The sequence below is a fragment of the Marinitoga piezophila KA3 genome, from assembly GCF_000255135.1.
Classification (GTDB): domain Bacteria; phylum Thermotogota; class Thermotogae; order Petrotogales; family Petrotogaceae; genus Marinitoga; species Marinitoga piezophila.
This window is the reverse complement of sequence record NC_016751.1, coordinates 1039983-1061559: the sequence shown is the minus strand read 5'-3', so window position 1 is coordinate 1061559 and position 21577 is coordinate 1039983. Positions and strand designations below refer to the sequence as shown.

General features: G+C 29.9%; 18 protein-coding genes. 5 read left to right on the top strand and 13 right to left on the bottom strand.

Annotated features, from left to right (window positions below):
• The first annotated feature begins 13 nt into the window (after positions 1–13).
• Entirely contained in the window at positions 14–1486 is a 1473-nt protein-coding gene (bgaS, locus tag MARPI_RS05120) for a beta-galactosidase BgaS (RefSeq protein ID WP_014296527.1), read from the top strand.
• 18 nt (positions 1487–1504) lie between these two features.
• Complete coding sequence (locus MARPI_RS05115; RefSeq protein ID WP_014296526.1) at positions 1505–2491, top strand: LacI family DNA-binding transcriptional regulator; 987 nt, start codon at positions 1505–1507, stop codon at positions 2489–2491.
• A gap of 32 nt (positions 2492–2523) precedes the next feature.
• Here MARPI_RS05115 and MARPI_RS05110 read toward each other — a convergent pair whose 3' ends face one another.
• From MARPI_RS05110 to MARPI_RS10725, 5 genes are all read right to left on the bottom strand, one after another.
• On the bottom strand, positions 2524–3165 hold the full coding sequence (locus MARPI_RS05110; RefSeq protein WP_014296525.1) for an HAD family hydrolase: 642 nt from the start codon (positions 3163–3165) through the stop codon (positions 2524–2526).
• Entirely contained in the window at positions 3162–4919 is a 1758-nt protein-coding gene (locus tag MARPI_RS05105) for an AAA family ATPase (RefSeq protein ID WP_014296524.1), read from the bottom strand. Before MARPI_RS05105 ends, MARPI_RS05110 begins: the two co-directional genes overlap by 4 nt.
• 147 nt (positions 4920–5066) lie before the next feature.
• The gene (locus tag MARPI_RS05100; protein WP_014296523.1) at positions 5067–6431 is read right to left on the bottom strand and encodes an ATP-binding protein; all 1365 of its coding nucleotides are present in this window, start codon (positions 6429–6431) and stop codon (positions 5067–5069) included.
• Between the two features lie 409 nt (positions 6432–6840).
• Positions 6841–7344, bottom strand: coding sequence for a glycerol-3-phosphate cytidylyltransferase (tagD, locus tag MARPI_RS05095; RefSeq protein WP_014296522.1), 504 nt, complete (start codon positions 7342–7344; stop codon positions 6841–6843).
• A gap of 320 nt (positions 7345–7664) precedes the next feature.
• Positions 7665–10127, bottom strand: coding sequence for a CDP-glycerol glycerophosphotransferase family protein (locus MARPI_RS10725; RefSeq protein WP_014296521.1), 2463 nt, complete (start codon positions 10125–10127; stop codon positions 7665–7667).
• Positions 10128–10251: 124 nt separating this feature from the next.
• Here MARPI_RS10725 and nth point away from each other — a divergent pair, with 124 nt between their 5' ends.
• The 3 genes from nth to MARPI_RS05070 all read left to right on the top strand — a co-directional run bounded on the left by nth (position 10252) and on the right by MARPI_RS05070 (position 13663).
• Entirely contained in the window at positions 10252–10884 is a 633-nt protein-coding gene (gene nth / locus MARPI_RS05080; RefSeq protein WP_014296520.1) for an endonuclease III, read from the top strand.
• A gap of 74 nt (positions 10885–10958) precedes the next feature.
• A complete protein-coding gene (locus MARPI_RS05075; RefSeq protein WP_217671661.1) occupies positions 10959–12350 on the top strand; it encodes a TldD/PmbA family protein in 1392 nt (463 codons plus the stop codon).
• Positions 12347–13663, top strand: coding sequence for a TldD/PmbA family protein (locus MARPI_RS05070; RefSeq protein WP_014296518.1), 1317 nt, complete (start codon positions 12347–12349; stop codon positions 13661–13663). The genes MARPI_RS05075 and MARPI_RS05070 overlap by 4 nt, the downstream gene beginning before the upstream one ends.
• Before the next feature lie 51 nt (positions 13664–13714).
• Here the strand turns inward: MARPI_RS05070 and MARPI_RS05065 are convergent, their stop codons facing one another.
• From MARPI_RS05065 to MARPI_RS05030, 8 genes are read right to left on the bottom strand one after another with little or no spacing between them, the layout of a single operon-like run.
• Positions 13715–14392, bottom strand: coding sequence for a hypothetical protein (locus MARPI_RS05065; RefSeq protein ID WP_014296517.1), 678 nt, complete (start codon positions 14390–14392; stop codon positions 13715–13717).
• Between the two features lie 23 nt (positions 14393–14415).
• Complete coding sequence (locus MARPI_RS05060) at positions 14416–15276, bottom strand: DegV family protein (RefSeq protein ID WP_014296516.1); 861 nt, start codon at positions 15274–15276, stop codon at positions 14416–14418.
• Positions 15277–15280: 4 nt separating this feature from the next.
• Positions 15281–16279, bottom strand: coding sequence for a LacI family DNA-binding transcriptional regulator (locus MARPI_RS05055; RefSeq protein WP_014296515.1), 999 nt, complete (start codon positions 16277–16279; stop codon positions 15281–15283).
• A 23-nt stretch (positions 16280–16302) separates the two neighbouring features.
• The gene (gene bgaS / locus MARPI_RS05050) at positions 16303–17751 is read right to left on the bottom strand and encodes a beta-galactosidase BgaS (protein WP_014296514.1); all 1449 of its coding nucleotides are present in this window, start codon (positions 17749–17751) and stop codon (positions 16303–16305) included.
• 11 nt (positions 17752–17762) lie between these two features.
• Positions 17763–18707: an ABC transporter ATP-binding protein gene (locus MARPI_RS05045; protein ID WP_014296513.1), complete on the bottom strand. Its 945-nt coding sequence runs from the start codon at positions 18705–18707 to the stop codon at positions 17763–17765.
• On the bottom strand, positions 18700–19668 hold the full coding sequence (locus MARPI_RS05040; protein WP_014296512.1) for an ABC transporter ATP-binding protein: 969 nt from the start codon (positions 19666–19668) through the stop codon (positions 18700–18702). The genes MARPI_RS05045 and MARPI_RS05040 overlap by 8 nt, the downstream gene beginning before the upstream one ends.
• Positions 19669–19677: 9 nt before the next feature.
• Positions 19678–20535, bottom strand: a complete 858-nt coding sequence (locus tag MARPI_RS05035) for an ABC transporter permease (protein ID WP_014296511.1) — start codon at positions 20533–20535, stop codon at positions 19678–19680.
• 4 nt (positions 20536–20539) lie between these two features.
• Complete coding sequence (locus MARPI_RS05030) at positions 20540–21529, bottom strand: ABC transporter permease (RefSeq protein WP_014296510.1); 990 nt, start codon at positions 21527–21529, stop codon at positions 20540–20542.
• Positions 21530–21577 lie beyond the last annotated feature (48 nt).

Here is a 21577-nt window from a genome sequence, read left to right as displayed (position 1 = left end):
TGGAGGTGCAATTATGCTAAAATTCAATGAAGATTTTCTTTTTGGAATATCAATGTCAGGTTTTCAATTTGAAATGGGTGGAAAAACAGGAATCGATGAAAATAGCGATTGGTATGAATGGGTACACGATAAGAGAATAATTTCAGCTGGACTTGTAAGCGGTGATTTTCCTGAGAATGGTCCTAATTATTGGGAATTATATAAGAATGATCATAATTTAATGAAAGAATTAGGTGTAAAAATAGTAAGAGTGGGTATTGAGTGGTCAAGAATATTTCCAGATTCAACAGAAAGCATTCGAGTTAAGGTGAATGAATATAATAACGATATTATTGATGTTGAGATTACAGAAGATACGCTTAAACAATTAAGAAATATTGCGAACTTGGAAAACCTCGAACATTATAAAGAAATGATACGCGATTTAAAAGATAGAGGCATAAAAGTAATGGTAAATCTTAACCATTTTACATTGCCACTTTGGATTCATGACCCGGTAAAGGTGAATCTTGAACATAACGGTCCTCTTGGCTGGGTAGAAAAACGCTCTGTTGTTGAATTTACAAAATACGCCGCGTTTATAGCCTCCGAACTTGATGATTATGTAGATTTTTGGTCTACTATGAATGAACCGCAAATAGTATCTTCATTAGGCTATACCCAGCCAAAGGCCGGATTCCCCCCTGCAATTATTAATGAAGAATTTTACAAAAAAAGCCAAAAACACCAGGCTGAAGCACATTGTAGGGCATATGACGCTATAAAAAGAATTAGCAACAAACCAGTGGGATTTATTTATTCATTCTCATGGGCTGATCCAGAAACAGAGATCGATAAAGAAGCAGCAGAAAAAGCCATGTATTTTTCTAATTTTCAATATACAGATATGATATTTAAGGGAATGGTGGATTTTAATATAAACAATAATCATGTATATAGAAAAGATATGGATGGGAAAACAGATTTTCTTGGAATTAATTATTATACAAGAATTGTGGTAAGAAAAGAAGGAAAATATGGCTGGAATGTTGTTCCAGGTTATGGATATGCATGTGTCCCTGGAAGTATAGCAAAATCAGGAAGACCTGTTTCAGATATGGGATGGGAGATATATCCTGAAGGTCTTGAGAAAATAATTCTGAAATTAAATGAACGTTATAATTCTCCTGAAATATTTATTACAGAAAATGGAATTGGAGAAAGTACAGGAAGATATATACCATATTATCTTGTTTCTCATCTTAATAGCGTGTATAATGCTATTAAAAAAGGTGCAAATGTAAGAGGATATATGTATTGGTCTTTTATGGACAACTATGAATGGCCACATGGATTTTCAAAAAGATTTGGTCTTGTGCATGTTGATTTTGAAAGTAAAAAGAGGACAATAAAACCGGGATTTCTTGTGTATCAGAAAATAATTCAGGAAAATGGAATTCCAGATTATATGGAGAATTATGTAAAATATCCGTATAAATTATTGTGATAAAAAAGAGGTGATAATATGGCAACTTTGAGGGAAATTTCAAAGAAAATAGGTATTTCAATTGCTACAATTTCCCGTGTCTTAAATGGAGCTGATAATGTTTCTGAAGAAACACGAAAAAAAGTGCTTAAAGCACTTAAAGAATATGATTATCAACCACCTCAAGTTGCCAAAAGAAAGTTGCATCATCTTATTGGAATTCTCGTTCCAACATTATGGGGAAATCATTATAATCTAATTGCAGAAGGAATAGAAACTGAATTAACGGCAAATGGTTATGATAGCTTTCTTAGTTCAACTTCTCAATTAATAAATAAAGAAAAGGAAATCCTTGAACAGTTTTTTTCAAGGAGAGTAGATGGAATAATAATTTGTACAACTAAAAATGATGATGAACATATAGAAAAGTTAATAAAGACAGCTATTCCTGTTGTAGCCGTTGATAGAAAAGATTCAAATATAAAAGTGGATTCCGTTGGAATTGATAATTACCAATCTGCTTATAATGGAATAAAATATTTGTATAAAATGGGTCATAGAAAGATACTATTTGTTCAGGCGAGTAGAAATACATATTCAACATATGAAAGAGAACAGGCTGTAAAGGATTTTGCAAAACGGAAAAACTTAGAGTTAACAGTTTTAGAAGGTAACTTTGAATTTGAAGGGGGATATTATCCTATAAAAGAGTATCTTGAAAAACATGGAAAAAACTTTACAGCAATATTCTTTTCCAATGATCAAAATGCGTTAGGTGGAATGAGAGCATTATATGAAAGCGGTTTAAGTATTCCTGACGATGTTTCTGTAATAGGATTTGATGATGACAGATACTCTAAATTTCTCTATCCGCCTTTAACAACGATTAAGCAACCAAGATTTGAAATGGGTGAAATGGCAGCAAAACTTATAATAGAACGGATTGAAAGAAAAGGAAGTAAAGTGAAACGCAGAATAATACTTCCTACTGAATTAATAAAAAGAAGTTCGGTAAAACAAATATAGCTCTTTTGGATTCCCAAAAGAGCTATATTTGTTTATTTTAGATTAAGTAATTGAGAGAAATTATTTATTTTATAATCATATTTTTTAATTTCATTTTCATGGCCAAAACCAAAACTTATCCATGCAAAATCCACATTGTTTTCCCATGCAGCCTTTGCGTCACTTAAAGTGTCTCCGATCATTAATCCTTCTTTTAAAGGAATATTTTCTTCTATTATGAGATTTTTTAAACGTTCTGATTTTGGAGGGATTTTACCATCTAAAGGCACTCCACAGATTTTTTTGAAAAATCTTGACATATTAAATTTTTCAAGAATTTGAGATGCAAAGATTTCTGGTTTTGATGTAACTATGTACATTATTCTATTTTTGGAATATAATTTTTCCAGTGTATCCATTACTTCAGGATATAAATCCAGCATAAAAACGCCTTCTTTTGCATATGTCATTCTAAAATCTTCTCGTACTTTCATTTTTAATTCTGTATTTTCTTCACCAAATAATATGTTCATTATTTCATCAAGTGTAGGACCTATTAATTTTTTTATTTTGTCTTCAGGTAAAGGCGTTAGATTATTAATTTTATAAGCCTTTTGTAGTGAGTATATAATTCCTCTTGATGTTTCAAACAAAGTTCCATCCATATCAAAAAATAGATATTTGTATTTCATCATTTCACTTCCTCAACAAATTTAGCCTCTTTTCCAACAAAGACTATTATGTATTTTTTCATTCTCTCATTTTTTGAATTTAATTCGTATGATTTTTTGTATCTTTCTATCTGTTCCCTTGCCTGAGCGATTTTTTCTTTGAATTTACTTTCGGTATATTCATTCTGTTTTATGTATTTTACTTCTATTATCGCTTCATATGGCACTTCTTCATATCTTTTGAACATTGCTATATCCACATATCCGCCTTCTACTGGATACTCCATCTTTACCATTGCAAATGGTGTTAATATTAAGTAGCTATACATCAAAATTTTTATATATTTTTCATCAAATCCCATGAACATTCTATTATCCAGTTTGCTTAATAGATTTTCTATTTCTTTTGCAAATGTATTTATTTCTCCATCTGTTAGTATTTTTCTTACTGCTATTTCTATTGGTTCTGAATCGATATATTCTGTTAATTTTTCTTCTATATATTCTGTGAAATAATCTGAGAATATCTTTCTCATTGAATAATTGGGTATTTTTAAATATGTTATTATCCCTTCTTTTTCAAATGTCATAAATCCAAGATAGAATAATAATGATTTTATGTCTTTTATGTCTATCCTTTTTCCAGGATTGAATATGGTGGTTAATTCTGTTAATTCCGTTCTTCCTGTTAATAGTATTTCATTTAATAGATTCCCTATTATCCTTTTTGAGCTTTCTTTTTCTTTTTCTTCTTTTGTTAACTCCTTTCCGTTCTCTTTTTCTATTGACACTCCGAGTAATTCTCCTAAATTAAATAGATTCTGAACCTTTTTGTAATCGCTTAATATATTGTCGTCTATTATTTTTTGTGGAGGTTTTTGTTGTGATTGATATTCTGTTATGAAATAAAATACCATATCAGGATTATATAATTTTTCTTTTGCTTCTATATTGAATCGATAGCCATTATAATTCTCTTCCATTTCCTTTAATAATTTATCAGAGTATATTTCATAATATTCAAGTAATTGAATTACTTCTTCTTTTGTAAATCCAAGCATTTTATTGAAGTTTATATCTGTAGTCTTGTTCTTTGTAATATTGAATCCACTGGTTAATGAATCCAGCATTATTGGACTTACTCCTGTCATGAATATTCTTTCTATAATTGTCTTGGTTCCTTTTTTTATTTCTTCGTAGAATTTTCTTACAAATCCATGTTTTGTTACGCTATTTCTGAACAGATCAAGATTGAAACTCAATAATTCATTTGCAAAATGATCATATTCGTCTATCAATAAGTATATTGGTTTGTCTAATACTTCAATTGCATTGTTTAAGAATGCTCTTATTATATCTGCTGGTTCACTGAATTCCTTTTCTATTTTTATTTTTAAATTATATCTACTATTAAAATTCTCAAGATATACAATTACATTGTTTTTAAAACTTTTTATTAATATATCCTTGTTTTCTGTTTGTATTCCTGAAAAATCCATATATAATATGTAATATTCATTTTTTAATGGTGTTGGATTTTCGCCGATATATAAATCTCCAAATAATTCTTCAAATTTGTTTTTATAATTAATATCATAATATTTTCCAAGTGTATCTAAAAACAATGTTTTTCCAAATTTTCTTGGTCTTAAAAATACTATATATGTTTCATCTAATTTTTCCAATTTTTCTATATATTCTGTTCTATCAACATAATAATAATTTTGTTTTCTTATTACCTCAAAATTTTGCTTTCCATATGGTATTTTCTTTTTCATTTACTTCACCTCTTGGTTGTATAAATCGGTTTAATAATTCTCTATATTGATTATATCATAACAGATTAATATAAAAAACTTCTGGAATTTAAAAGGATAATTCCAGAAGTTTTTTGCTGATATTATATGAAACTTTAAAAGTAAATTTTATATAAGTTCTGATAAGCTTTCTAAATCAATAAGTTTTATATTTTCTGCTTCTAAAATGTTTGTAAATCCTGATTTTGAGAATAGATAATAAATAATTTCATCAGGTTCAAAATTCCATTCTTCTATCATTTTTTGAGTTTTCAGCTGTAACTTTTGCAAAACTCTATTATCAACCTTTTTATTTGTCCATTTACATTCTCCAACAATTACTTTGTTTTCTTTTATAGCTGCAATATCAATTTCTATATCTTTATTCCACCATTTTCCAATCTTTTGTGGTGATTCAACTCTTTCTATGTATTGCCTTGCTATTTTTTCAAAAGTAAATGATGTATAATTATTTATTTCCAGAAGGATACTTTTAACAAGTTGCTCTCCGTGTCCCCTATAAATTATATCTATATTTGGAAAAATATATTTAAAATAAAATTTTATATACTCATCATTTATATAATACAACGGTTTTCTTTTTGGTTTTTTTAATGAAACGGGAAATTCCTTTTTTATTAGTTCAACATCCAGCAACTTTGAAAGGTATGTGGAAATCTTTCTATTTTCTACACCACTGAAATTTGAAATTTCTACAGGTGTAGTTTTTCCATCGGCAATTACTCGCATAATGGAAAAATAATTTGAAGGATCCTTTTTAAATTCTTCCATAGTTAAGAATTTTCCTTCTTCAACGAGAAATTCCCCTGGTGAAAACACTCTATTAAAAAGTGCCTCTTCAAAATTAGAAAATTCAGAAAATTCTTTTAAGTATAGTGGAATACCATCAGTTATACTATATATATATATTTTATCTTCAATATTGAAATTAGGAAGAAACTTTGAAGAATCAAAGAAATCCATGGGTAATATTTTGTATTGTCCGGTTCTTCGACCATATAATGGGCTATTGTGTTCAAGTGCGATTTTTTCTATCATTCCGGAATATGAACCACATAAAATAAAATTGACATTCATCTTACTGAATTCTGTATCCCACCATCTTTGGAATATAGACATAAATGAAGAATCCTGAAATGGAATATATTGAAATTCATCGAATATTATTATTTTATCTCTATTTTGTAGTAAATACATTTTCAATAAACCAAAAAAATCATCCCATTGATTAACCTGGATATTTCCGGGAAAATTTGGAAGTTTGGATATTATTTCCCTGGAAAATCTATTGATTAGATATGAAGTATTAGAAAGATCAGCAGTGAAAAATACAGCCTTTTCTTCAAAGGTTTTTTCCAGTAAGAAGGTTTTTCCAACCCTTCTTCGGCCATATAGAATTATTAATTCACTTTTATTTGAATAAATTTTTTTTTCTAAAAAATCTTTTTCTTTTTCACGATTTATCATTTTCATAGTATCTTCTCCTATTAAAAAATACAAAAGTATATTTGCAAAAGATATATTTAGCAAACATATCTTTGTATTTTTATTATAGCATAAAATTCTATTATAAGCAAATTAATTAAATAAAAAAACTTCTGGAATCTCATAAAAATTCCAGAAGATTTTAAAAGGTATGATTCTTTTATAAATAATTATATTACTTATGCTATATCGTGACTCAAATCATATACTTTTTTACACACTTCACATAATTTTATTATTTATTCTTTGAATTCAATCTATATCTTTTTCTATTTTCACTCACGTGGTCATTTTTTTCTTTTTCTATTATAATATTTTTTGATAATTTTTCAGTGTCCGCTTTTCTAAGTAAAATACAATACTTATTTTTCTTAAATATTTATTACTAATAAATTATTTACCATAAATTCTTTTTTAGTTGTTCTAAAATTTGAAAAGCTTCTTTCAATTCTTCAAAATCTATTTTTGTCAATATATCTAAAGCTTTTTTTAATTCGGTGGTAGATAGTTTAGAGATATGTTGTAGAATTTGTTTTATTTCTGTAGAGGATATTCCCTCTGTTCTTGGTAAATATACAACTTCACAATATTCTTTTAAAAAATCAAATTTTCCTTTCCAATCTTCTCCCATTACAAAAATATCTACATTATATTTTTTAATATCTTCAATTTTTTGTTCCCAATTTTTTTCTGGAATAACCATATCAACACATTTAATATTTTTAACGATTTCTGCTCTTTGATCGTAGGGGATTATAGATTTTTTTCCTTTTATTGCATTAAATTCATCAGTTGAAACTGCTACTATTAATCTATCTCCTAGTTCTTTTGCTCTTTGCAATAATTTAAGATGTCCTATATGAAATAAATCAAATGTCCCATAGGTTATTACTGTTTTCATTTTTTCACCTCAAAATTAAATTCTTTATTATTTTAGTAGTTAAAATTTTGTATTTTTTTAACATGGGTTTTGGATATTGGAGAAAAAATAGTATAATAAAAATCATCAAAATTAATTAAGTATTACTAAAATCTGATTAATTAAAAAAACTCTTTTTCGAGAAGAAAAAGACATTTATAATATTCAAGTTTTTTTAAAAAATTAGAATTATTGGAATTATTTTTTACAATATCAGTAAATTCATACCATTTATGTTATGATTCTTAGAATATCATTTTCTTATTTTTTATAAATCTTGCAAGAAGTGATTAAAATTTTTATTAAAAAATTTTTTTTCTACCTATTAATTCATCTATCAGATTCCATACTCTTTGAGATGATTTTTCATCTTGATAATAATGAATAATATTCTTTATTTCATTTCTTTTTTCACTATATTCATCATTATTGAAAGCTTTTAAAATATATTTCTGTAATTCTTTTTGAGTCAATGCTTTTTCACCTGGGGTCCAGTAGTCATACGGGTCTAATAGAAGACCTCTTGTTTTTTTATATTCCTCAAGATCAACTGGTGTAAAAATTATAGGTTTATTCAATAATAAATAATCAAAATATATAGAAGAATAGTCAGTAATTAATAAATCAACTCCATTTATTAATTCATATAAATCCATATTATTTTTTTCTAGGTCTCTATCTCTTAATAATTTAAAATTTTCATTATTTATATTTATATTAATTTTATTTTCTTCATTTGGATGAAGTTTGGCAATAAATAATATATTATTTTGTTTTAAAAATTCAAAAAAAACTTCATAATCAAAATGTTCAAATCCAAATATATTATTAAAATTTTTCTTTCCTTCCACTCTGTTAAATCCAAATCTAAAAGTCGGCATAAAAAATATTATCTTTTTATCAAGAACATTATAAAATTTTGATATATTATTTTTTCCACTTGATAAAAATAAGAAATCATTTCGCGGCATTCCTGTGATAAAAAATTTCTCCTTTGGAATTCCTGTACAAGCAGACATTAACATACTATACATATTAGAATAAGAAATAATATAATCTGTATTGCTAAATATTTTTTTAACCTTAATTTTATTTTTTTCGTTGTTATCCATTAATCCCATAGCCTTTAATGGAAAGCCATGCCATAACTCCAAATTTATAATATTATTATTTTTAAATATCGGTCCATGTGTTGTAATTATCATTTTACTTTTCAATATTTCTTTTTTCTTAAAAAAATTAGCAGTTAATTTGTATAATTTGATATCATATTTTTCTTTTATTTTCCATGAATTTAATTTATACAACGATATTGTATTTGAGCCACTAAATGATTTATAATATAACGTCAATATTTCCTTTTTTAAATAATAATTATTTGATGATTGTTTTGCTGTTTGAATTTTTATGATTTTTTTTATTTCATCAATTTGTTTATCTAACGAATATTTTTCTATAAATTTTCTATATTTTTCTGAATCATAATCATTAGATAAAATCATATCCACAGCTTCATTTATAGTATTGAAAATAAAATTTTCTGGCCATAAATTTTTTGAACCATAGAAATTATGTATTATTGGTTTAATTCCTTTTGCTAAAGCTTCAGCAATGTTATATCCAAAACTTTCATGAATACTTGTTGAAAGTAAATAGTTTTTATCTTCCCACCATTCATCCATATCATCAACCCAACCATAAAAAATGACGTTATTTTCAAGATTCATTTCCCTCACCATATGTTTTAAGTATATTTCATATCTCAAATCTTGAAAATCTCCAGCAATATGAAGCTTATATCTATTATCTTTCTCAACTAATTTTTTTATAATTTGAAGCATCATGGGAGGATTTTTTTTATATGAAATATGGGCAACCCAGGCAATATTAAAGCCTTTTTTATGTGGGGTAAATTTTATTTTTTCAATATCTATACCATTATTTATAACTTCTATATCAACCAGATTTTCTATATTTGGCATATACATTTTAATAATATCTTTAATATGTTCAGCAACTAATATCAATTTATCTATGTTATTCCAGTTTATTTTTTGAGGATAATATGCTAAAGATTCATAACTGTGTAATCTCACTATTGCGGGTTTTGTTGAAGTATTTTGATAATTACTTCCAATTATAGCTACTTCGTTAGCCCATTCAAACCATATGATGTCAGCCCAATCAATAGCAGAGTATATTTCTTTATCTGTGGTTACAACAAATTTTCTTACCCAATAATTTTCTGATAAACCATCTATAATATCATTGATAAAATTATCTAAACCTTTAGCGCATATAAAAGCCAATTTTGGTAATTTTTTTACTTTATTAATTTTTTCTTTAAAAATGGAAATTCTATTTTTAAAATACGCTGACATTTCAGATGGCGCAGCATTAAATGCATTTTCTAAATGGAATAAACTTTTGTCAAAATCACCTTCAAATAGCCATAATTCTGCCAGCATATCATTAATGGCCCAATCATTATTATCCTTTTCATAATATTTTAAACCAAATTCTTTTACTTTATTCCAGTTTTTTATTTTATAATATATAGTTGTTAGATTAAAAAGAGCATCCAAATTGTCTGGATTTTCTCTTAAAATTTCTTTTAAAAGAGAAATAGCTTTATTTGTTTGATTTAAATTAAAATAAGATAAAGCAGTGATAATATAGTCTTCTTCAGTTTTATGATTTTTTGAATTAAACAGATCAATTACTTTACTAAATTCATTTTTTTCAAAAAATTTTTTTAATGCCATGGACTTCCTCCTAAGTATTAAATTTTTGTATTAAAAGTACTCTTTTCTATATTATATCATAAATATAATCGTACAAAATATTGGTAAAATAATATGATATAATAGTATCGAGGTGATAAAATAAATGAAAAAATCAAAATCGGAAATAAAAAAGATATTAAAAATACTATCAGAAACCTATCCCGAATCGAAAACAGCGTTGAAATATAGTAATAATTTCGAATTGTTAATTGCTGTAATGCTTTCAGCACAAACTACAGATAATCAGGTAAATAAAGTTACACCAGAGTTGTTTAAAAGGTTTAAAACACCGTATGATTTTGCTAAATTAAATCCTGAGGAGCTTGAGGAATACATTAAAGGTGTTGGATTATACAAAACAAAAAGCAAGAATATTATAAAAACATGTCAGATTTTGGTTGAAAAGTACAATGGAGAAATTCCACAAACGAGAGAAGAGTTAATGGAATTGCCGGGAGTTGGAAGGAAAACAGCAAATGTGATTTTAAGCGTAGCTTTTGGAAAAGATGCAATTGCGGTTGATACACATGTCTTTAGAGTTGCAAATAGAATTGGACTGGCAAATGCAAAGGATGTTAAAAAAACCGAAGAGGATTTAATGAAGGTAATTCCAAAGAATTTGTGGGGACAGGCGCATCACTGGTTAATTTATCATGGAAGAAATATTTGTAAGGCGAGGAATCCGAAGTGCGATATTTGTCCAATAAAAGAGTTATGTGATTATAATCAAAAATAAGAACCCATAATTCGCTTTGCGAATTATGGGTTCTTATGTTATAATGATATCATAACAAAATATTCGGGGGTGAAATGGTGTTAAGTAAAGAGCTTGTACAGGATATTATAGGAACCGTTCTCAAACACGGCGGCGATTTTGCCGAAGTATTTGTTGAGAAAAGATATACAAATAACTTTACTATGAAGAATGGAAGTCTTGAAAGTGCAACAACAGGGAATCGATTTGGAGTTGGGGTTAGAGGATTTTTAGGAACAAAGGCAGTATATGCATATACCAATGATCTTTCAAGAGAGTCATTATTAAGTGTAGCCAAAAGAGTTGGAGAAGCTCTTGGTGAAATAAAGGTAGAAGACCTTGTTTTAAATTTAAACAAAACAGAATATGAAAATAAACATCCTGTATTTTTGTATCCTGAAGATATTTCAAAAAGAAAAAAGGTTGCTGTAATGAAGAGAGCATATAATGCAGCAAAAAATTACTCAGACTTAATATCTCAGGTAGTTGTATATTATTGGGAATATGATCAAAATGTATTAATAGCAAACTCAGAAGGTGTTTTTGTTGAAGATAATAGGGTAAGAACAAGATTAATGATAAATGCTGTTGCAGAACATAATGGCGTTATGGAATCAGGATTTTATGGCCCTGGAGCAGGAATGGGATTTGAATTTTTTAATGTTATAGATGTAGAAGAAGCTGGAAAGGTAGCTGCGAGAACAGCTGCAAGAATGGTTAAGGCAGAACCAGCACCAGCTGGGAAATATCCTGTTGTTATTTCAAATGAATTTGGTGGTGTTATTTTCCATGAAGCTGTTGGACATGCTTTAGAGGCAACAGCTGTAGCAAAAGGCGCATCTGTATTTGCAGGTAAATTGGGAGAAAAGGTTGCAGCAGAATGCGTTTCTGCAGTTGATGATGGAACAATTCCAAATGCATGGGGTTCTTTAAATGTAGATGATGAAGGAACGCCAACACAGAGGAATGTATTAATTGAAAATGGTATTTTAAAAGGATATATGATAGATAAGCTTGGTGCAAGAAAAATGGGTATGAAATCCACTGGTAGCGCAAGAAGGCAGGATTATACATTTGCACCAACTTCAAGAATGACAAATACATTTATTTTGCCAGGTGATTATCACCCAGAAGAAATAATAGCAAATACAGAATATGGATTATATGCAAAAAGACTTGGTGGAGGTTCTGTAAATCCATCAACAGGAGAATTTAATTTTGCAGTTAATGAAGGATATTTAATAGAAAACGGTAAAATAACAAAACCAGTTAGGGGAGCAACATTAATAGGAAAAGGTTATGAAATAATTCAAAAGATAGATATGGTTGGAAACGATATAAAACGTGGTCAGGGAATGTGTGGTTCCATTTCAGGAAGCATTCCTGCTGATGTAGGACAGCCAACAATAAGGGTTTCTGAAATTATCGTTGGGGGGCGAAATAAATGACATTCAATGAATTTAAAGATAAAGCATTTAAATTAGCAAAAGAAAAAGGTTTTGAAGCACAGATTTCATATAATGGAACATATGAATTTTCTTTAAGATTGGGCAATGGAGAATTGGATGAGTATAAAGATGCAAATAGCAATTCAATTTCTTTAACGGTATTAAAGGATGGAAAGATAGGAACAGCTTCAACAACGATATTTGATACTCCTGAAAAGTTAGTGGAAGAAGCAATTACAAATTATGAAATAATAGATTCAGAAGAAGAAAATCTTTTTTATGACGGTTCTGGGAAGTATCCTGAATTTGAATCATATTATGGTGAATTTGAAAAGTTAAGCGTAAAGGAAAAATTGGATAGATTATATAAAATGTCAGAAACAGCAGGTAAAGATGAAAGAATTGTGATGGTTCCAATGGCAATGTTTGCTCACCAAACATCTGAAATTATTATTGCAAATACATTGGGATTGGAGAAAAGTTATAAAGGTGATGGCGGATATGCATATGCTTCAGTTGTGGCAAAAGACGAATCACCAAGATCAGGATTCTGGTTTGGAATTGCCCCAAAACCTGAAAAATTAGACCTTGAAGCAATTGGAAAAAGAGCAGCTGAAGAGGCTATAGCCAAAATAGGTTCAAAATCAGTGAAAAGCGGGAAATATAGGGTTATTATTAGAAGTGACGAATTTACCAGTTTATTGGCAACTATGCTTATTCCTATGATTTCAGCTGAAAACGCACAGAAAAATATGTCACCATTGAAGGAAAAACTTGGTGAAAAAATTGGAAGCGATATTGTAAATATTAAAGATATTCCATATTATGAAGGTTCTTTAAACAATGCACCATTTGACAGTGAAGGTGTTCCTACACAGGAAAAAACAATACTTGAAAATGGTGTATTTAAAACATTTTTATATAACTTAAAAACAGCTAAAAAAGAGGGAAAGGAATCTACAGGTAATGCCCTTGGAAGAGGTATTGCACCTGTTAATATGTATTTTGAACCTGGAAAGAAAAATTTTGATGAACTTGTTGAAACTCTGGGAGACGGTATTATAATTACTTCTCTTGAAGGATTACATTCAGGTGCAAATCCTATTTCCGGTGAATTTTCACTTGGAGCACAGGGATTAAAGGTAGAAAACGGTAAGATAGTAAGTGGTGTGGAACAGATTACAATTTCCGGTAATTTCCTTGATGTATTATCAAAGATTGAAGAAGCAGGAAACGATATGTGGATTTCATTTAGCAGTACAATAGCACCATCAGTAATTATTTCTGAAATTGATATAGCAGGTAATGCATAATATAATAAATAGCTAATAATAAAAGGTCCGGTTTTATCCGGACCTTTTTCTTTATTCCCAGTATATTTGACTTGTTGTAATTATTTCTTTCCACGGACCATCTGGAACGTCTTTTTCATCAACAAATTGCCAGTCTATTTTATCAATGTCTTTTAAGTTAAGATAATCCCTTACAGCAGGTGAAACATCCAATCCTGCATAATTGTTTATGGTATTTTTAGGTTTTGAATTTCCAAAAACATATTCTTTATCGTCTTCATTAAATGGACCAACATCTTCCCATTGTGCATAAGCGACTTTATCGCCTTTTATTATCTTTATCCATCTGTTTTTGCACATAGATTCCAGATTTCCCCATTTCTTTTCTTTGGCCCATGGAATAATTTCATATGCTTCTTTTTTTCTATTTCCGTTTTCATCGAAATCATTATATGGTAAAGCAAAATAGAATGGATTTTCTTTTGGGATAAATCCTGCAGGATAATAACCGTTTCTGTTATCTGGATCGTCTATGCCGCCATAATGTTCTGTCCATTTTTCGTCCCAGGCGCTTGGAGTGTTGGTGATATAGCCATTTTCTTCGCTGGCATCTTCTCCAACCCAGAATATTGTAACGGTGATATCCTTATGTAATATATAGTTGTTTTGCATATCTTTTTCTCCTTTTTCGCAGGATATTAGAATTAAGATGATAATAATTATCAATAGGAAATAAAATCCTTTTTTCATCTGTATCACCTATGATAAAAATTTTATATCCTTAAAATTCCAATTCCAACAAGATCCGGTCCTGTATGAACAGCCAATGTTGCAGAAACATCCCACATAAAAACCTTTAAAGAATTTTCAAGTGCTCTCATTTTTGAAAATAACATGTTCTGCAAAGATACAGCCTTTTCTGATTTTCCTGTAATACTAACAACAGCATAAAAATCCCTCTCCCCAACGAATTTTAAGAATTCTTCATACATGGCATTAACAGCCCTTCTAATGTTTCTTACTTTAGCCACTGTATAATAGATTCCCTCTTCGTTAACAGAAATTATAGGCTTAACATCGAGAAAGTTTCCAATAGCAGCAGAAACCTTTCCTATCCTTCCTCCTCTTGCAAGGTATTTTAATGTTGGGATAACATAAAATACGGTAGCGTTATTAATGTCTTTTTTCACTTTTTCCAGTATTTCATCATATGAAAAACCATGTTCTATATATTCTAAAGCTCTATATACTATAATACCTGAACCAATAGAAATATTTAGTGTATCGATATTTTCTATTCTTACATCTGGATATTTTTCCCTTAATTCCCTTGATACCATTGTAAATATATTATAAGAGCCGCTTAAACCATGTGAAATGTTAAATGTAAGAATTTTTTTATAACCTTCATTAATCATATTTTCCATAGTTTCTTTAATTTTTTCTGGTTTTGGCAGTGATGTTTTAACATCTTCATCTAAATGTTCGAAGAGAAATTCTTCACTAAATGTCCCGTCTTCATATTCTTCACCATTTATAAATGTTCGTAAAGGAAGAATTCTTACATTATGTTTTTCAGCTATATCTTTTGGAAGGTCACAACCTGAATCAATAACAACACCTATTTTTTCCATATAATCACCTCTCAATATTTTTTACAGATTCCCTTTCAACTATTTCAAGGGACATCATCATTTTTCTAACAACGCTATTTCTTTTTTCGGGATTTAGCCTATCAATTAACAATCTTGCAGCCATTTTTCCCATTTCTTTTCTTGGCTGCTTTACTGTTGTTAATGGTGGAATGCTAAATTGTGCCATATAACCATCATCAAATCCCATTACTGAAACATCATCGGGTACTTTAATTCCTTCATCGTATAATACCTTTAATGTTTCAAGAGCAATTAAATCGTCTGATGTGAATATTGCTGTAAAATCAACACCATTTTTTCTTATATATTCTTTTAGCTTTTTATAAGTTGTTCCTGTTGTAAAGCTTGATTCAAGAACATTTACTCTTCCACCAGATTTTTCTATTTGATATTTGAAGCCGTCTCTTCTATATCTAATTGAGTATAAATCAATATCTCCGGTAATGTGTAAGAATTTTTTATGTCCTTTTGACAGTAAATATTTTGCAACCATTTTTCCACCAAGATAATTGTCTATGTTTACAGAGTCAAACCTGAAATCAGTATTTTCTCTGTCTACAGTAACCACTGGAATGGCTATATCGAGTAATCTTCTTAATTTTTCATCATCTTCTTCTGATGTGCAGACTATTACTCCATATACCCTTCTTGTAAAAAAGTATTCAATTGCAACCTCTTCTTCGAGAATACGACCATTAAATGTGGCAATTATAGAACCATAACCATTTTTTCTTAATGTTTCTGTAGCTCCTTCTATAATTTCACTATAATGATATGCAAAAAGATCCGGCACGAGGATCCCTATAATCTTGAGATCCTGTGCCAGTGGAATTGTGGAAGTTTTATAACCAAGCTTTTTAACAGCTTTTAATACCTGTTCTTTTGTTTTTTTATTAACCTTACCTGTTCCATTTAATACTCTGGATACCGTTGCAATGGAAACATTGGCTTCTCTTGCAACATCTTTTATGGTTATTTTCAAGGCAAAACGCCTCCTAACTTAAATCATTTCATATAGAAAACACTGTCAATTAAATGCTTTGTAGTTTTATTTTTTATAATATCTGCATATACCAATAAACTTGGTCTTGGTGTTCGTTTTTTAGTTTCATAATCAACCTTCATAAGTCCAAATCTCTTTGAGAATCCTTCAGCCCATTCGAAATTATCTATTAATGACCAGTGAAGATATCCTTCTATTTTTATTCCTTCTTCAGCAGCTTTTTCAATTTGATTTAAATGAGATAATACAAAGAAAGGTCTTACCCTATCTTCTGAATCCGCTGTTCCATTTTCCGTAACTATCATTCTTAAATTATATCTTTCATTGAGGAATTTTAAAACTTCATATATTCCTTCTGGATATATTTCCCAGCCCATTTCGCTTGTTGGGAATCCAGCTTTTGATTTTGAATATGGTTCGCAATCGTAGCCATAGTCGCTTAATACAGTCCATCCTTCTTCTGAGTTTTCATCTTTTGCAATAACAGCTCTTGTATAATAGTTGACACCTATAAAGTCGATTTTGTTCTTCATATCTTCCCTTGTTTCACCATCTACATTTCCATATGTAATCATGTCCATAAACCAGAAGTTATAGAAATCAAGAGCTTTTGCCACACAGTCTCCAGCTTCATCACTTTCTGGATAAACAGGTGTAAATGAGTATACAAGTCCCATAGGTTTATCTGTGTATTTTTTTATAACGTCATATGCTCTTGCATGTGCCTGAGCCTGATTTATCATGCTTAATTTATATGCTTTTTCATCTGGATATGCTGGTGGGAATCCTGATTTTACCAGAAGATATCCAAGAGAGGAGACAATTTGTGGTTCATTCATGCTGCTCCATTCATCTACAAATTCATCAAAGTGTTTTACACAGAAACCTGCAAACTTAGCAAGTTCTGTTACAGATAATGTTGATACCCACCCCTGTTCCTTGACATTCCATAAACCTTTTCTTTGAACTTTTATAGGATCATGAAGCCATACAGGTAAACTGAAATGGGTTAAATCCAGTATAACATGAATTCCTTTATTTTTCAAATCCTTTAATATCTTTTTATAATGTTCAACGGCTTCCATATTAGCAACTTTTTCTAATTCAGAAATTGTTTCTTCTGTAACCTCTACATTATATATTTTATCACCATCGCGCTCAATCTTTGCAAATATATTTTCTGTGCTTTCAGGGAATATTCTTGACCATTCAACGCCAATTCTAATAGCATTCATTCCGTATTTCACCATATTTGAATGATCTTCTTCATATTGATTCCAGTAATTGGAGCCATTTTCAGCTCTATCTCCACTAACAATTCCCGCTATTATATTCATCTTATCTGTAGTCCATTTATACCAATCTGTTCTATCGTCTAAATCCTTTATTGAGCCCATTTCAAATTGCATTCCTGATAATGAAACACCAAATAAAAAATCATTTTTAAACATCTTATCACCTCTCAATTATTTTTGTTGGCAAATTTTATACAACTTACCTGATGATTTTTATTAACTGTATAGCTTTCCATATTATATGTTTTACATTTATCTGTTGCAAAAGGACATCTGTGTGCGAATTTACAACCTGTTTTCGGTGGTTCTTCACCAGTTTCTGTGCTTGTTTCTGAATCATCCCATTTTTTATCCAGAGTTGGTACTGAATCAAAAAGCATTTGTGTATATGGATGCAAAGGATTGGAAAATATTTCCTTTGTATCTCCCATTTCTACGATAGTTCCCCTATACATAATAAGCATCCAATCGCTTATGTAATATCCAAGGGATAAATCATGTGTAATAAATAAAATACTCATTTTATTTTTATATTTTAAATCTCCAAGAATATTTAAAACGTCAACCCTTGTTGATGCATCGAGCATACTGATAATCTCATCGGCAACGAGGAATTTGCTTTCAAGTATTAAAGCCCTTGCTATTAATAATCTTTGTAATTGTCCTCCAGATAATTGATGAGGATACTTTCCAATAATATGTTTTGGATTTAATCCCACATCTTTAAGTGATTTTTCAATTCTTCCAAGCCTTTCGCTTTTTGGAATTTCATTGTATAAGCTATTAAAGAGCATATCGAATATATTATCTATTTTATAAATGGGATTGAATGATGCAAATGGATCCTGAAAAACGCCCTGAACATTTCTATAATATTCAATGGGATTATAATCATATATATTTCTATCTTTATATAATATCTCGCCTTCAGTAGGTTTTACCAATTTTAATATTAACTTTCCAATTGTAGTTTTTCCGCTTCCTGATTCTCCTATAAGTGAAACAATTTTTCCATCTTCTATTTCAAATGTAGCATTATCCACCGCTTTTACATATTCTTTTTTTATAAATCCACTTGAAAAGGTTTTAGATAAATTTTTAATTTTAATCATTTAAATCATCTCCAGCATTCCAGCAATATATAGAATGATTTTCTCCAATTCTTTTTTCCTGAGGTACAGCCTTTCTACATTTATCAATTGCAACTGGACATCTATCTGCAAATCGGCATCCTGAAGGTGGATTCAATAACATTGGTGGATGTCCAGGAATGCTCTTAAGTCTTTGTTCTTCAAATTTTATATTCATCTTTGGTAATGAATCTATAAGTGCTTTTGTATATGGATGTTTTGGATTTTTTATTATTTCATCTGTGGGCCCTATTTCAGCGACATGCCCTGCGTATAGAATCATAATTCTGTTGGCAATTTGATATAATACTGAAATATCATGGGTTATAAACATTATTGATTTTACAATTCCCTCATGCATAAACTTTTCAAGCATTTGAATTACAAACTTTTGCGAGCTAACATCCAGAGCCGAGGTTACTTCATCTGCAATTAAAATATCTGGATCGAGTAAAGTTGAAATAACCATAACCACTCTTTGTTTCATCCCACCGGATAACTCTACAGGATATCTGTTTAAAACACTTTTGTCAAGATTCACCATTTCAAGACGTTCTTCTACTTTTTTTGCATCATATTGATAACCATGTTCAGCAAGGAAATCCGTGATTATACGTTTAATCTTTTTTGTTGGTGATAGTGCATCTAAAGCATATTGAGGAATTATGGAAATCTTTTTATAGAGAATCTTATTCATATCCTTATCTGCCAGATTTGTTAATTCCATTCCCCGTAATTTTACACTGCCTCCGGCGTAATGCATTGGCTCATATGGGAATACAAAGAAATTAACAAGTGTGGATTTTCCACAACCTGATTCTCCAGCTATTCCCAAAACTTCACCTTCATGTAGATTAAATGAAACACCGTCTATAGCCTTAACTTCACCTTTTAATGTACTATAATAAACTTTTAGATTATTTACCTCTAATAATGGGTTCATCATACCACCTCACTGTTTCCTGAGACGAGGGTTAAATGCTTCGTCTAATCCTGTATTTACATAGAACAATGTTCCTACAAAGATTGTTATTACCAATCCTGGTGGAACAACCCACCACCACATTTTTAATTGAATAGCACTCCATAATACAGCCTGTTGAAGCATGGTTCCAAGTGAAACGCCCCTTGTTGGACCAAGACCTATAAAATCAAGTCCAATTGCCGATAATATTGCTCCTCCAAATTGAAGGATAAATACCATAAACACATAAGACATCATATTTGGTGCTATTTCCTTAAAAACTATTTTCATGGGTTTTACCGCTGTAATTTTAGCCAGCTGTACAAATTCCCTTGATTTTAATGAAAGTGTTTGTGATCTTACAGCACGGGCTGTCCACGGCCAGCTGGTTAAACCAATTATTATACTTTCTATTGTAACGCCTCTATATGGTAAATAAGCTGCAATTATAATCAGTAATGCCATAGTAGGAATTACCATCATGATATTTGTAATCATCATTAAGAACTCATCTGAAAATCCCCCTAAATAGCCGGATATAAATCCAATTATAAGTCCTACTATTGTAGCAATTCCACCGCCTATTATTCCAAGGTATAATGAACTTCTTAAACCATAGACAAGTTGTGAAAATATATCATGACCAAAGGTTGTTGTTCCAAGCCAGTTGGTGGAATTTGGCGGAGAATATGGCATGCTTGAGGTATCAAGCGGATCAAATTTTGCAATCATTGGTCCAATTATTGCAAGCAAAACAAAAAATATCAATACAATGCTCCCAAAAATTACACGTCTATTTGTAAAGGTATAATATAACCCTTCATGATTTTTCAACCATTCTTTCATTTCCTCACGCCCCTTCTACAAATGAAGCTTTTACACGTGGATCGATTAATACATAAACTATATCAACAATAAAATTAGCTATTAATACACCAAGAACTATAAATAAGAAACAACCCTGGATAAGGAAATAATCCTGATGTAAAATTGCCTGTAATAATAAATAACCAATTCCAGGATATGAAAAAACAACCTCTGTTGTTAAGGCTCCTGCAACTATTGTTCCCAATTGTAAAGCAAGACCTGTAATTTGTGGAAGCAAAGCATTTTTGTATGCATAATTTAATCTCAAACGCTGAGATAATCCTAAACTTCTCATATATCTTGAGTAATTTGATTCAACTTCATAAATAATCATATTTCTCATACCTATAGCCCAACCGCCAAGCATTACCATAAATAATGATAAAAAAGGCAATATCCAGTGTGAAAGAAAGTCAAGGATAAAATCTACAGACCATTCAGGATTTATTGAATAACTATAAGCACCTGAAATTGGAAATATAGGATTTACAACACCTAAAAACCAGGCTAAAATAATAGCAAACCAGAAGTATGGCATTGCTGTAAAAAAGTAAGAAAGAGGAATAATAACCTTTTCCACGAATTTATTCTTTATTGCATAAGCACCGAGTTTATTCCCAACAATCCAGCTTAATAATATTGATGGCAATAATAACATTAAATCATATGGAATAGCCTCTTTTATTACTTCCATAACAGGTTTTGGATAAAGATATAAACTTACGCCAAGATCACCATGGAAAAAGGCTTTCCAGAAATCTATATATTGAGTTAAAAGCGGTTTATTTAACCCAAATGCTTCAGTGAAGTAAGACATCATTAATTGCCTTGAACCTGGCATTGCTGCAAATCTGCCCATAAGCAGTGCAACAGGATTACCTGGCATAAATCTGGGTATTGCCCAGTCAATTGTTATTGCTACAAAAAAGGTTAAAAAGTATATTGAAAACTTTTTCTTTAAATAACTATTCATTAACGGCACCTCCAAACGAAGTAAAAAAACAGGGTAATCAGGAAAGGC

Bases quoted from the DNA above. Each gene is read 5' to 3' on its own strand.
- bgaS (WP_014296527.1), top strand. From the start codon at position 14: ATGCTAAAATTCAATGAAGATTTTCTTTTTGGAATATCAATGTCAGGT.
- MARPI_RS05115 (WP_014296526.1), top strand. From the start codon at position 1,505: ATGGCAACTTTGAGGGAAATTTCAAAGAAAATAGGTATTTCAATTGCT.
- MARPI_RS05110 (WP_014296525.1), bottom strand. From the start codon at position 3,165: ATGATGAAATACAAATATCTATTTTTTGATATGGATGGAACTTTGTTT.
- MARPI_RS05105 (WP_014296524.1), bottom strand. From the start codon at position 4,919: ATGAAAAAGAAAATACCATATGGAAAGCAAAATTTTGAGGTAATAAGA.
- MARPI_RS05100 (WP_014296523.1), bottom strand. From the start codon at position 6,431: ATGAAAATGATAAATCGTGAAAAAGAAAAAGATTTTTTAGAAAAAAAA.
- tagD (WP_014296522.1), bottom strand. From the start codon at position 7,344: ATGAAAACAGTAATAACCTATGGGACATTTGATTTATTTCATATAGGA.
- MARPI_RS10725 (WP_014296521.1), bottom strand. From the start codon at position 10,127: ATGGCATTAAAAAAATTTTTTGAAAAAAATGAATTTAGTAAAGTAATT.
- nth (WP_014296520.1), top strand. From the start codon at position 10,252: ATGAAAAAATCAAAATCGGAAATAAAAAAGATATTAAAAATACTATCA.
- MARPI_RS05075 (WP_217671661.1), top strand. From the start codon at position 10,959: ATGGTGTTAAGTAAAGAGCTTGTACAGGATATTATAGGAACCGTTCTC.
- MARPI_RS05070 (WP_014296518.1), top strand. From the start codon at position 12,347: ATGACATTCAATGAATTTAAAGATAAAGCATTTAAATTAGCAAAAGAA.
- MARPI_RS05065 (WP_014296517.1), bottom strand. From the start codon at position 14,392: ATGAAAAAAGGATTTTATTTCCTATTGATAATTATTATCATCTTAATT.
- MARPI_RS05060 (WP_014296516.1), bottom strand. From the start codon at position 15,276: ATGGAAAAAATAGGTGTTGTTATTGATTCAGGTTGTGACCTTCCAAAA.
- bgaS (WP_014296514.1), bottom strand. From the start codon at position 17,751: ATGTTTAAAAATGATTTTTTATTTGGTGTTTCATTATCAGGAATGCAA.
- MARPI_RS05045 (WP_014296513.1), bottom strand. From the start codon at position 18,707: ATGATTAAAATTAAAAATTTATCTAAAACCTTTTCAAGTGGATTTATA.
- MARPI_RS05040 (WP_014296512.1), bottom strand. From the start codon at position 19,668: ATGAACCCATTATTAGAGGTAAATAATCTAAAAGTTTATTATAGTACA.
- MARPI_RS05035 (WP_014296511.1), bottom strand. From the start codon at position 20,535: ATGAAAGAATGGTTGAAAAATCATGAAGGGTTATATTATACCTTTACA.
- MARPI_RS05030 (WP_014296510.1), bottom strand. From the start codon at position 21,529: ATGAATAGTTATTTAAAGAAAAAGTTTTCAATATACTTTTTAACCTTT.